Origin of the sequence: Rhodococcus sp. P1Y (genome assembly GCF_003641205.1) — a bacterium.
Classification (GTDB): domain Bacteria; phylum Actinomycetota; class Actinomycetes; order Mycobacteriales; family Mycobacteriaceae; genus Rhodococcoides.
The window spans coordinates 536,600-549,881 of the sequence record NZ_CP032762.1; the positions used below are offsets into that span (position 1 = coordinate 536,600).

Consider the following 13,282-nt stretch of genomic DNA (forward strand, 5'->3'; position numbering starts at 1 on the left):
ATTTACGCTCCGGTTCTCAGCGACTCGATCTCGTCGAGCTTTTTCGTCATATGTGCCGCAACACGTCCAATGTACGGCTCGTCGACGATAGCGAGATGGTCGCCTCCGATTTGCACGATCTCGAGATCCTTCACAACCGGACCCCAACCACCGTGCGGCTCGCGGGTGCCGTGTGCGGGCTCGAGCGCAATAGCGTCGTCGTGATACTTGTCCGCCATGTACAGCGTCACATGGCCGCCGTACTCCTTCAGCTGGGCGGTCTGGATCGCCCGATTGTCCAGCCACGACGTGCGCTGGTGCTCGATGATGCCGCCGGGAATCTTGGCTCCGCTGAGCTTGACGAGGTCGGTGATGATCCGAATCTGTCCATCGTCATCGGCGTCGACGAGCTTGTCGTACGGAATCGGGTAGTCGACGTTGTACGTCTTCTTGGCGAAGTCCGCGTAACGCTCCCAACGCCTGCGCACCTCGTCCTTGGTATCGGGGATCGGCTCGCCCGGCATGACCGTGTCGAGTAGACCGACGAAGGCGACCTCGATGCCCAGCTCTTCGAACTGACGCGCTACCGCGTAGGCAAGCACACCGCCGAGCGACCAACCGGCGAACACATAGGGCCCCTCCGGCTGGATCTCGCGGATCAGCGGAACGTACTCCGCCGCACGCACATCGATCGGTCCTTCCACGCGCTCCAGCCCGTACATCGGCGTTCCCGCGGGCAGCTTACGAAGAAGCGGCTCGTAGGCGACGGTGGATCCGCCAGCGGGATGGAAGACGAATATCGGCGTCGCTGTGGACCCTTCGGGCCGCGGACGCAAATTGCGCACAAGACCGTCGATTTCGCCGTCTTCGAGGTGCGGGCGCACCTTCTCGGCAAGCTGCTCGATGGTCTCGGAGTCCAGAACATCGTCGAAGCTGACTTCGCCGCCTGCCCGCTCCGTGAGGCGAGCAGCGAGCTTCTCCGCTGTCTCGTCGTCGAGGATGGGCAGAGTGTTGAAGATGCCCTTCGCGGACTCCTTCGTCACGACGGCCCAGGTCGCGAAGGTCAGCCGCTCGGCCGCGTCACGCGGCGGCACATCGGAGCCGGCTGCATCGGCGAATGCCTCACGATTGCCCACGTCCGTTACAGAGGGAGCTGCGACCGCTTCCGGTGCCGGCTGGTATTCGGCACTGGGAGTGGTGACTTCAGGAGAGGCGACGGCTGCATCCAGTGCATCGGAGCGAGCCTCGCCGCCAGCCGAGGCGGCCTTCTCGGCTTCCTTCTCCGCAGCCTGCTTCTCGGCGAGAGCCGCGACCTCCTCGCGGTTCTCCAACGCGTAACGCAGGTACTTCTCGACCTCGAGGAGGTTGGCGTCGCGGACGGCCTGCAATTGCACTGTGGGAATGTCGAATTCGTACTCGACGCGGTTCTTGATGCGCACCGCGCTCAGCGAATCGAGTCCGAGTTCGATGAGGGGAATCTCCGGCGGAAGATCCTCGGGCGCGTAACCCATGGACTCCGCGACGATGATCGCCAACCGGTCTTCGAGCTTCTGGTTTCCGTTGGGATCCCAGCGGTCACCGAAATCTTCGACGACCTCGGGAAGCTCTTCCACAAAAGGACTCGGCGGCTCTACCTGTGCCACAACAGGTTCCGGCAACGCCTCACCCGAGGTGACAATCGCCTCGTGCAGCAACGTGAACGACGATCCGGCATGCGAGTGAACCTGAACGGACGCTCCCCCGAGGTGCGAGGTCAGCGTCGTCACCAGCGAACCTGCCGCCGGAACAGCGGCGTGCGTCACCGACGCCCCGAGTTCGACGCCCGAGAACACCTGCGCTGCAGCCGAACTCACCAATGCATCGAGAGAATCCACCGCCGAGGCCTGGACCTCCCACACGTGCCGACCGTCGGGCAACGCTACCCGGGAACCGGGGATCCGGCCGTTGCCGCTGGAGTTGACGCGCGTCTTCAGCCAGAATTCCTTGCGCAGGTACGCCGTTCGCGGAATCGACGCGTAGCCACCCTCGTCGAACAACGTCGTGAGATCGAGCGCGTGACCGTGAACGTAGAGCTGGGCCAGTGCGGCCAGGAACGTCTCGGACTCGTCTTCCTTGCGCTTCAACGTGGGAATCAGCGTCGAATCTGCAACACCTGCGGCCCATGCCGTCGCGGCCACGGACATCAGCGCGACCGGGTTCGGCGCAAGCTCGACGAACGTCGTATGGCCGTCTCCCACAGCGACGTTGACGGCCTGGGTGAAGTTGACCGGGTGCCGCATGCCCTTGGTCCAGTAGTCGACGCCGTGGATCGGCTCGTGTCCGACGCGGTAGTGCGCTTCCAAGTCGACGGAGGAGTAGACGCCCGCCGTCAATGTGCCAGGCTCGATTCCCGCAAGTTCGGCTGCGAGCTCGCCCAGCAGCGGATCGACTGCGGATGTGTGGCCGGCACCCTTCACGTCGAGCAGACGCGCCATCTTCTCGGCGGCCTCGGCGACCTTGACGAGTTCCTCGACCTGCGCGCGTGGGCCTCCGACGGTGGTGTGGGTGGGTGCCGCGTAGACACACGGCTCTACGTCCGGGAATTGATCGGTCAGTGCGGTGACTTCGTCGGCGGTGTACTCCACCAATGCCATTGCACCCTGCGATGCGGCACCGAGCCCGTCCTGGCCCTCGGCCAGCAGACGCGAGCGAGCGTAGATGATCCGAACTGCGTCTTCGAGGTTGAGTCCCCCGGCCACGTACGCGGCGGCGACCTCACCCATCGAGTGCCCGATGACAGCTGCCGGCTCGGCGCCGTGAGCGCGAAGCGTTGCCGCCAAAGCGACCTGGATGACGAAGATTCCGACCTGCGAGTTCTCGAACTCGTACGTCTGCGAGTCGTCGAGGATGATCTCCTTGATGGAGTATCCGGCCTCGTCGATCAGCAGCTCGTCGACCTCGTCAACAGCCGCGGCGAAGATCTTGTTGGTGCGGTAAAGAGTCGACGCCATCTTCCGGTGCTGGCTACCGAAGCCCGAGAACACCCACACCGCACCATTGGACGCAGGCGAGTCGGCGGAGAAGACGCCATGGCCCGGCTTGCCCGCAGCAATGGCACGCAGCCCGGTGATGGCTTCTGCGCGCGTCGTCGCGAGAACCACTGCGCGCGAACGACCGTGATTGCGCTTGGCCAGCGCACGACCGACGTCGGCGAGAGGCGTCGTGCTGCCCTCTTCGGTTTCGAGCCAGTCGGCGAGATCGGATGCAGCTCGCTTGCGTCGCGACGGCAATGCAGCGGACACCGCAAGCACAACCGTTTCCACAGCCGCGGCAGCTTCCTGCTCCAAGCCTGGTCGCTCCGCAGGCTCCGCTCCTGCGAGAATCTCTTCGGCCTCGGCAACAGGATCCGTGGTCTCGATCTCCGATAGCGGTGAAACACCCTCCACCAGAGCAGCGTCCGGATCAACTGCCGCTGGATCGAAACCCTCGACACCTTCGTCGGCAACGTACTCACGAACGACCACGTGCGCGTTGGTTCCGCCGAAGCCGAAGCCGGAGATGCCCGCGACTGCCTTGCCGGTGTACCGCGGCCACTCGGCGCCTTCCGGGATGACCTGAAGGTGCGCTTTCTCGAAGTCGATGTACGGGTTCGGCCCGACGTAGTTGAGCGACGCGGGCAGGCGGTTCGCCTGCATCGCGAGAACTACCTTGATCAAACCTGCTGCGCCAGCGGCCGATTCGAGGTGGCCGAAGTTGGTCTTGGCGGAACCGAGCAGAGCTGGCTTGTCCGCGTCGCGGCCACGTCCGACGACACGTCCGAGCGCATCTGCCTCGATGGGGTCACCGAGGATGGTTCCGGTGCCGTGAGCCTCGATGTAGTCGACTCCGGACGGCGCGATACCTGCGTCGCGGTACGCGAATCGCAGCGCGTCGGCCTGAGCGTCCGGGCTCGGGGCTAGGAGTCCGTTGGAGCGACCGTCCTGGTTGACGGCAGATCCGGCGACGACAGCGAGAATGTTGTCGCCGTCACGCTTGGCGTCTTCGAGGCGTTTGAGCACGACGAGGCCGCCGCCCTCGGAACGGATCATGCCGTTGGCGTCGGAAGAGAACGCCTTGATCTTGCCGTCGGGCGCGAGTACACCGGTCTGGCCGAAACCGACGGTGATCGGCGGTGCAAGCAGCATGTTGACCCCACCGGCGACGGCGAGGTCGGATTCACCGGTGCGCAGGCTTCGAACTGCCTGGTGCACTGCGACCAGCGATGACGAGCATGCGGTGTCCACCGCAATCGACGGGCCACGGAAGTCGTAGAAGTACGAGACGCGGTTCGCGACGATGGCCGTCGACGTTCCGGTCAGCGCGTACGGGTGCGCGTTGGGATCGCTGACGGCAAGAAGCTGATAGTCGTTGGACGAGCTGCCGATGAAGACACCGACCTGCGATCCCTTGACCGAGCTAGCCGGAATGCGTGCGTGCTCGAGCGCTTCCCACGTGAGTTCGAGGGCCAATCGCTGCTGCGGATCGACATTGACGACCTCGTTGGGCGACATCGCGAAGAATTCGGCGTCGAAGGTCTTGACGTCGTCGAGGTAGCCGCCCTTGGTGACCGTGGCGTCGACCGCTGCCTTGATGGCGGGATCGGAGGTGAACTCCTCCCAGCGACCCTCGGGCAGATCGGTGATGCCGTCGCGACCCTCGCTGAGCAGTGCCCACATCTCTTCGGGAGTCGTTCCCGCACCGGGGAACCGTGTGGAGACGCCGACGATCGCGATATCGTGCGACTCCCCCGGCGCCAAGCCCTTGGTATAGAACGAGTCGTCGACGGTGCCCGCGGGCTCCTCCGGTTCACCCTCGATGATGATCTTTGCCAGCGAGGCAATCGTCGGGTGCTGGTAAACGACGGTAGCCGTCAGCGTCACGCCGACGAGTTCCTCGATCTCACCGCTGAGCGCGACAGCATCGCGAGAGGAGAGTCCGAACTCTTCCATCGGCCGATCGTCGGAGATGAGAGCAGGCGACTGGTTGGTCGCCTCCGCCACCCAGTTTCGCAGCCACTCGCGAAGCTGAGCGACAGTCAAGTCCCCACCATCGGCACGCTGGATTTTGTCTGTCTCTTGTTCAGCCATCACTCACCAAGTTACGTGTCGAAGGAAACGGGACGCCGACGAAATCAGTCGGGCAGTTCCGCGTCGGGGAAGGCCTGCTGCTGGTAGCCGCCGCGCAGGGTGCCCTCGATGTAGGCGGCCTTGCATGCGCGACGGGCGATCTTGCCGCTCGACGTACGCGGGATGGAGCCGGCGGGGACCAGAAGCACGTCGCGAACCGTTACGCCGTGACGCGCCGAAATGGCGGTGCGGACGTCGTCGGCGATGGGCTGCGGCTCGGCTTTACCCGCACCCGGAGCGCGTTCGGCGACGATGACCAGCTGTTCTGCACTGTCCTCGGGATCCTTGGACAAGCCGGATCCGCTGAACTCGAAGACGACGTCGGGGAGCTGATTGAGAGGAACTGCGAATGCTGCCACGAAACCCGGACGCAGTGCCTTGCTCGACTCCTGCGCCGAGAATTCGAGATCCTGCGGGTAGTGGTTTCGGCCGTCGACGATCACGAGGTCCTTCACGCGACCGGTGATGTAGAGCTCGCCGTCGTGGTAGACCCCGAAGTCGCCGGTGCGCATCCAGTTGCCGCCCTCCGGCGCACCTTCGGCGTGCGATCCCGACGGAATGCGGCTGACCAGCTTGTTGTGGAACGTTTCGGTGCTCTCGAGCTCGCGGCCCCAGTAACCCTGGCCGATGTTCTCTCCGTGCAACCAGATCTCACCGACGTGATCGTCTTCTGCCTCGGTGGCCGACTCGGAGTCGACGATCGTCGCCCACTGGCTACGGGCGACCGTGCCGGTCGAGACCTGAGGGATCGCGCCGACGGCGTCCTTGTCCACGACGACGAACCTGCCTGCGTTCAGCTCGGTCCGGTCGACGTAGACGACCTTGGCCTCGTCGACGTGCTTGGTGGTGGAGACGAACAACGTGGCCTCGGCCATGCCGTAGGACGGTTTGATTGCCGACTTGGGCAGACCGTAGGGGCCGAACGCGTCGTTGAACTTCTTCATCGACGTGGTCGTGACCGGCTCGCTTCCGTTGATCAACCCGATGACGTTGGAGAGATCGAGCTTCTCGCCGTTCTTGGGCAGACCACGCTGAGCTGCGTGCTCGAACGCGAAGTTCGGCGCTGCGGCGAAGGTGCCTGCACCGTCGGACACTGCGGCGAGTTCCTTGATCCAGCGCCACGGCCGCTGCACGAATGCGCGCGGGCTCATGATGGTGATGTACTTGCCGCCCAGCGCGGGCAGGATGACCGTCAGCAGACCCATGTCGTGGAACATCGGGAGCCAGGTCACGCCGCGGGAGTCGTGCGTGATCTCCATGCTGTCGACCATCTGCAGTGCGTTGACGCCGACTGCGCGGTGCGTGATCTCTACACCGGCGGGGGTGCGCGTCGAACCCGACGTGTACTGCAGGTATGCAATGTCGTCCAGGTTGGCTTCGTGCTCGACCCAGGTCTCGCCGACACTGTCGGGGATGGCGTCGACGGCGATGACACGCGGACGTTCCTTGGCCGGGAGGGCACGGAAGAAAGCTCGAACACCTGCTGCGGAGTTGGTCGCGGTGAGGATGGCCGTCGGCTTGCAGTCGCCGAGGACGGCATGCAAACGGTCGGTGTGGCCCGGCTCGTCGGGATCGAACAGCGGAACAGCGATGGTGCCGGCATAGATGGCACCGAAGAACGCGACGACGTAGTCGAGTCCCTGCGGGGCGAGGATCGCCACCCGGTCGCCTGGCTTGGTGACCTGCTGCAGGCGAGCGGCAACCGCGCGGAGGCGGGTTCCGAACTCTGCCCATGTCAGCTCGTGGGCTTCGCCGTCGCGCTCACGCGAGTAGTCCATGAATCGGTACGCCAGCGTGTCCGCATTCTCTGCGACGTTCACCTCGACGTGGCGCACCAGCGTTTTGCCTTCAGCGATGGTGATGTGGCCGTTTTCATCGATGTACTCATCGAATGTGTGGCTCATTGTGTTCGTTTCTCCTCCGACGGTATCCGCTGCGACCGATCATTTCAAAGCTGGCGCTCCGGACCGAACGGTCTGCGGCCCGGCCTCACTTCTCGCGCCGAACAGCGTCAATATTACGTTTTTGTAGCTATCGAATTTGGCTTCTCACTCCACCACCATGCTCTACCGTCGCGGCAGAAACACAATGGCGACACGTCCGCCGTCACTCGCCTTTCAACAAGGCGATGACGGGAGCGAACGCCTCCATCTGTGTGGGGAAAACCCCGACATAGGACATCGTCGTTTTCGCGCGAACGTTACGGATCTGGTCCGCAATCTCCTCGTATGTCCCGAATGCCAGGTATGGAGACGTCAGAATGTCCTCCACACTGAGTTTCACGTCGACGTCGACATTGGGCGGGTAGCCGTTGTCGAGTGCAGCCAGTGCCATCTCGGCCATCTGCTCACGGTCGTCGGTGACGACGATGGTGGTGATGGCCCAGTTGAGCTCGATGTCGTCGAAACGATCGCCCGCAGCTTTGCGGATGAGTTCGACGCGCTCCAGCGTCTTGTCCAGGGTCATTCCGGACAGCTGAAGCTTTCCCTCTTTGGTGGTGCTCGGCACGACGGAAATGATGTCCGCGTACTTGGCGGCAAGCGCGAGCATGCGAGGTCCACCGCCTCCGACGCAGATCGGCGGTCGCGGGCCCTGACGTGGGCGCGGGCTTCCCTTCAGACCGGTGATGGTGAAGTGCTTGCCCTGGAAGTTGCATTCCTTGCCGCGAAGCAGCGTATCGAGGATCTCGAGACTCTCTTCGAGCTTTTCGATGCGGATGCCGGGACGGTCGTACTCGATTCCTGCCTTGTCGTACTCATCGCGCATCCAGCCCGCGCCGAGACCCAGTTCGAGACGCCCTCCCGAGAGAACGTCGATTGTCGCAGCATCCTTCGCCAGGATTGCCGGATGACGGAAGCCGTTGGCGAGCACCGCGGTGCCGAGTCGGATCTTGTCCGTGGCGACGGCAAGTGCGCCGAGTGCAGCGATGGGCCCGACCTGATTACCCAGGTGATCGGGAATCATGAAGCTGTCGTACCCGAGTTCCTCGGCCAGCTGGGCCAGCTTGACGAACTTCCGCGCCCCGCCTTCCTCCGCGTTGCCCTCTCCGCCTGCGGCGAAGCGGAACTTACGCAGCGCCGCGACGTGCCCTTCGGCAGGCAGGTCAGGGGCCTGGGCGGAACACATGTATAGGTCTCCTCGATGCAAGTATGGCTACGACTGAGAACGCCGACGGCGCGCTGGTCCAAGGCGCCACTCTATCTGCTCTCGACGTGGGAATACACTTCGCGGGGTTACCCGAGACCACCTTTGTGCCGATTCCCCAGAGGCCCCGACCCGACCTTGTGAGAACTCGGTGTCTCTTAAGAGTGCGGAATCTCCGGTGCGGACTCGATGAGCCCTGCGGCCCAACCCGCAGTCCACATGGTCGACGTCGTCCCTGCATCGTCGACGACGAACGTGTTGTACGACGCGTGGACCGGATTACCCGCAGCCCCGACGAGGATGCCGATGCTTTGCGGAATGTTCCGCAGCGACAAGCCTTCTGACGGCGCCGCACAGATCAGGTCGCCTGCGGCACAGATCTGATTGACCTTGTCGTCGAGCTCGCCGAATCCGCCCGGCCTCGGTCCCGTCATCGTGATTCCGGGAAAATCGAGGCCCCCGAGTGCGACCTCGGCACCCACCCCGTCGACAGGAGGACCGATGTCGACACCGGACGTGCCGTCGCGACGACCGTCGGCGATCAGCGTCACCCCGAGCACCTTGTCGGCAGCGACGGGCCCGTTGCCCGCGCCGATCTCGGATGCGATGTCGCCCGCGATGACCGCACCCTGGGAAAAGCCGGCAAGAATGTAGCTCGTCAGCGGGCAGCGATCCGCAACGCGAGACAGTTCGGCCCTCGCCGCCGCGGCACCTTCGGATCGACTGTTGTTGTACGACTGCTGGCCGTCCGGGGGAAGCGCAATGGGATTGGAGAACTGAGCCACGTACGGGACGGTGTAGACACTGGCCCGAGCTGGATCGAACTGCTCCTGCAGTGGCCGAGTCACGTTGAGCATCAACGACGCCGGGTTGGCCGTCGGGTTGTACGGGTCGTCACCGGTTGCCGACTCCCATGTACCGGGGATCGCGATCACGGCAACGTCTGCGCAATCGGCGGGCTGCGACTGCGGCTCGTCGGGTCCCGGCTGGGGCAGCGGTGATCCAGGCTCGGTGGGCAGTCTGCCCGCCAGGAAATACCACAGCGCGACGATGATCAGCCCGAGAAGGACCACCACCGCGAGCAACTTCGGAAGCAGTCGCTTCTTACGCTTGGTTCGATTGGCCATGGCGGGGACCGTCAGGCCTTGCAGAGGGTGTTCTGGGCCGCGGTGATGTAGATCTGCGCGGTCTCACCGGCTTGCTCTGCTGACATCTGGGTGCCGGATGCACTCGATTCGACCCCGACATTGGCCGTCACAAACGTCGAGATCTCGTCGGCCGAGACGCCCTGGGACTGCGCCGAGCAGATGTACGACGCTGTGGACAGCGCGATCTCACCGTTGCCGGCCACAGTGACGCCGTCCTTCTCCAACGCGTCGAGGAACGCCTGCCCTCGGTCGTCGATCGGCGTCTCCGTCGGGCCGGGGAATCCCTCCGGGACGGGCTGCGGCTGCTCGGGAGGAGCAGTTGCCGCGTCACCCGGGCTCGTCGTCGGAGCCGCGCTCGACGTGGTGGTCTCCTCGGCCGCGGAGGTGGTGCTCTCGGCGGATGTGGTGGTCGATGTGGTCGACGGCGATCCGGTTGCCGTCGAGTCGTCGCTGCCACAGGCAACCAGAAGGCCACCGGCTGCGACGCTGAGTACAGCGAGAGACAGCGTGCGGGCGAGGGATGTTCGCATGATCAATCCAGTCCTTCGGCGTCGAGTTCAACGGCTGACGGTACAGAGGCCCTCTGAGAACAGTCTGAGGGGAACCGTCCGAGGGCCTCTGGCAGTAGCGTCAGGGAGCGATGGTGACTTTGCCGTCCTTGACGGTGATGATGCCGAACTGGAAGTTCTGCTGAATCCCGCCGCCATCCATGTCGAACTGATCGCTCGTGATGTAGCCGAGACGACCGCCTTCGTAGCCGACGCTCTTCCACGCCTCGAAGATCTCACCGTTGCGGATGGACCAGGCACCGGTCAGCGGGCTCCAGTAGATGTTGCCGCCCTCGAACTCGTTGAACCGCCCACCGTCCCGGATCGGGCCCAGCTCGCTGGTCTTCGGGAAGCCGAGTGCACCGTTCTCCCAACCGAGCTGGCCGTACTTGCCGAGGATCTGGCCCTGAACCGAATGCGTTCCCAGGTCGGGGCTGAAGTACATCGCACCGATCTCGAAGCCCTGCACGGCTCCTGGCTTGGACGGCGTCGGCACCTCGTCGAGAACCGGGTATCCCAGCGGGCCACCTTCGTAGCCCTGGCGAGCCCACTCGTCGAGAATCGCTCCGCGAACCGCGTGCGCTCCGGTCTGGGACGTGAAGTAGACCATTCCGTTCTGGAACGCGTTGGCACGTCCACGGCCGTCAGGGGTGCCGAACTCGCCGGTCTTCGGGAAGCCGAGCGGACCTTCGGGCCCACCCGAACCCTGGTAGTTGCCACCGATCGCGCCTGCGACCACCTGCGCCCCGGTGTCGGGCGAGAAGAAGACGCGACCGAAGCGGAAGTCCTGTGCTCGTCCGCCAGCGACGTTGTATTCGGCGGTCAGGCAGTCACCGAGCCAGGAGTTGGCGCCCGATGCGTTGCCGATCGCTCCGGCCACGCTGCACGACGGCTTGTCGGCCTCGACTCCGATCGCCCCTGCGAGCTGCGGCCACAACTGCTTGAGCTCGAACTGCCAGTACTCCCAGGTGTGCAGGCCGGACGGTCGGTAGACCACCTGCGCGGGGATGCCGAGCTTGTTGAGCTTGGTGGCGAACGTCTGCGAGGTGAGGCGCGAGAGAATCTCGAGACCCATACCCGCGTAGTTGGAGCTGACGCCAGGGATGCCCGACGGTGGATCGTAGGGTCCGGCCACGCCGTTGCCGCTCGAGACGTAGAGGCTGATCCCTTTCAGCTTCTCGGCGAGCAGGTACGGGTCGTGCTGAGCCCACAGGTCGTTGGTGGGAGCGCCCCACATGGCCTTCGAGTTGAATCCGCCCGCGTCGGCCATCGCGTACTGAATTGCCTGCGGCATGCCGAGCGTCGTGGTGGTCAACATGCCGGACAACGACGCGGCGAACTTGAAGAAGCCTTCGTTTCGCGCGGCGAGGAACATCGCGGCAGTTCCGCCCATGGACAAGCCGACGACGCCGCGGGTCTGGTTGGTACGCCAACTTGTTTCCAGGATGGGCGGCAGTTCCTTCGTCAGGAACGTCTCCCACTGGTAGTTCTTGCCGTTGTCTTGGTCGACCCAGTCGGAGTAGAAGCTCGACTGGCCTCCGACGGGCAGGATTACGTTGACGTTCTTGTCGGCGAAGTACGACTCGGCGTCGGTCTCGGCCGTCCAGCCGTTTTCGAGATCCGTCGCGCGGAGTCCGTCGAGCATCCAGACAGAGGGGAAGACGGCTTGCGGGTTGATGTTCCAGTCACGAGCCAGCAACATCTGCACCTGAATGGGGGTGCCCATCGACGGAGACTCGATCCACAACGCAACTCTGCGATCGGAGAGCCAATCGACGCTTGTCACCGTCGCCGCCGAAGGGGCCTGCGTCTGAGCAGGTGCGGTGACAGCCACGGGTGCTGCCTGAGCGATGCCTACAGCTGAGAACGGCGAGACGAGTGCTGCCGTGAGAACCGCTGCGGTCACCGTACGCCGGGCGACCGCTCCAGCCTTGGAACGTCGGCCGAACCGTTGGGGCCCAGTGCGCATGATGGTGACTCTCCTTCTTCTACTGCGTTCGGGCGGCGGCCAGCCGCACTGAACGCAGACCTGTCGTAGATGTCTTTCTACACGGAGAGGCTGCCGGATCGACAGAGGCTCGCTGTGACGGATGGTGCAATTGTTAATCTTCGACATCGGTCGCTCAACGCACAGATGCCGCCCTGCACTGGCAGGACGGCATCTGTGGTGGAACTGAAAATCAGGCGTTCAGAGCTTCGAGGATCTGACCGCGAGCCTTGAACAGCTCAGCGGACCAGTATGCCCAGCTGTGCGTTCCGTTGCTCGGGAAGCTGAACGTCGCGGGGATTCCGAGAGTCGCCAAGCGAACCTGGAATGCGCGGCTGTTGGCAAGCGCCAGAGCCTCGAGAGCCATTCCGTTGGCCGTGTTGTAGAAGTCGATCGGCGCACGAGGCTTGTCGTACTGACCGGGCAGGCCGGATGCCGAGGACACGTACAGCGACAGTCCGCGCAGTTCGGGTGCGAAGACGAACGGGTCGTTGCGCAACCATGCCGGGCTCCACGGGGGTCCCCACATGGAGTCGACGTTGAACCAGGACTGCGACAGCATTGCGACGCGGATGGCCTCACGCATACCGGGAGCCGAGATGTTCAGGTATCCGGAGAACGAACCGGCGAACTTGAACTGGTCGCGGTGGTACGCGGCGAGCGTCAGGGCAGCGCTGCCGCCCATTGAGATGCCGAGCACTGCGTTGTTGGAACGTGAGACGCCGTAGCCCTCGAGGAATGCGGGCAGATCCTGGGTCAGGAATGTCTCCCACTTGTAGGTGACTTCCTGGCCGTTCAGGTTCGACGCGGCGTACCAGTCGCTGTAGAAGCTAGCCTGTCCGCCGACCGGCATGACGAGCGTGACGTTGTCGCCGGCGAACTGATCCTGCGCATTGGTCTCGAACGTCCACGCGTTGCGGTCGTCGCGAGCACGGAGGCCGTCGAGCAGGTAGAGAGCAGCGTTGCCGCCGCGGGCAGCCCACTGGACCTGGACCTTGATCGGGCCCATCTCGGACGGAACCCACAGGTCCTCGCGTCCACCGGAGGGAGCCTTGTGCACGATCGCGCTCGGGGCCGCCACCGCTACCGCGGATCCGACCACACCTGCAGCGATGGGAATTACGAGGGCTGCTGCGCCGACGCCGAGGAGTCGCTGACGCCACCGCCCGGACAATCTCGGCTTGCTCATGAGGCCGGCAAATCGCATGAAATCTTGCTCTCTCTCGTCTTCTGCGGTCTCCGCGATCTGCGGCCCCCGGCATTCCAACAGGGCTGTGCTCGGCCCCGTCGGGCCGTAGTACGGGTATGAAGTTGTACGACGCCCGCCGCCGA

General features: G+C 64.2%; 7 protein-coding genes. All 7 read right to left on the reverse strand.

Annotated elements, in window-relative coordinates:
• Nucleotides 1-2: 2 nt before the first annotated feature.
• Nucleotides 3-5,084: a polyketide synthase Pks13 gene (gene pks13 / locus D8W71_RS02535; protein WP_121110734.1), complete on the reverse strand. Its 5,082-nt coding sequence runs from the start codon at nt 5,082-5,084 to the stop codon at nt 3-5.
• 44 nt (nt 5,085-5,128) lie between these two features.
• Nucleotides 5,129-7,027 carry a long-chain-fatty-acid--AMP ligase FadD32 gene (gene fadD32, locus D8W71_RS02540; RefSeq protein ID WP_121110736.1) on the reverse strand — a complete coding sequence of 633 codons (1,899 nt, stop codon included), beginning with the start codon at nt 7,025-7,027 and terminating at the stop codon, nt 5,129-5,131.
• Between the two features lie 202 nt (nt 7,028-7,229).
• Nucleotides 7,230-8,249 (reverse strand): LLM class F420-dependent oxidoreductase, encoded by a 1,020-nt coding sequence (locus D8W71_RS02545; RefSeq protein ID WP_121110738.1) that lies wholly within the window; start codon nt 8,247-8,249, stop codon nt 7,230-7,232.
• Between the two features lie 176 nt (nt 8,250-8,425).
• Nucleotides 8,426-9,394, reverse strand: coding sequence for a cutinase family protein (locus D8W71_RS02550; protein WP_121110740.1), 969 nt, complete (start codon nt 9,392-9,394; stop codon nt 8,426-8,428).
• 11 nt (nt 9,395-9,405) lie between these two features.
• Nucleotides 9,406-9,945: a DUF732 domain-containing protein gene (locus D8W71_RS02555; protein WP_121110742.1), complete on the reverse strand. Its 540-nt coding sequence runs from the start codon at nt 9,943-9,945 to the stop codon at nt 9,406-9,408.
• A 100-nt stretch (nt 9,946-10,045) separates the two neighbouring features.
• Nucleotides 10,046-11,932 carry an alpha/beta hydrolase-fold protein gene (locus D8W71_RS02560; RefSeq protein ID WP_201265230.1) on the reverse strand — a complete coding sequence of 629 codons (1,887 nt, stop codon included), beginning with the start codon at nt 11,930-11,932 and terminating at the stop codon, nt 10,046-10,048.
• A gap of 211 nt (nt 11,933-12,143) precedes the next feature.
• Nucleotides 12,144-13,157, reverse strand: coding sequence for an alpha/beta hydrolase (locus D8W71_RS02565; protein WP_201265231.1), 1,014 nt, complete (start codon nt 13,155-13,157; stop codon nt 12,144-12,146).
• Between the last annotated feature and the right edge of the window lie 125 nt (nt 13,158-13,282).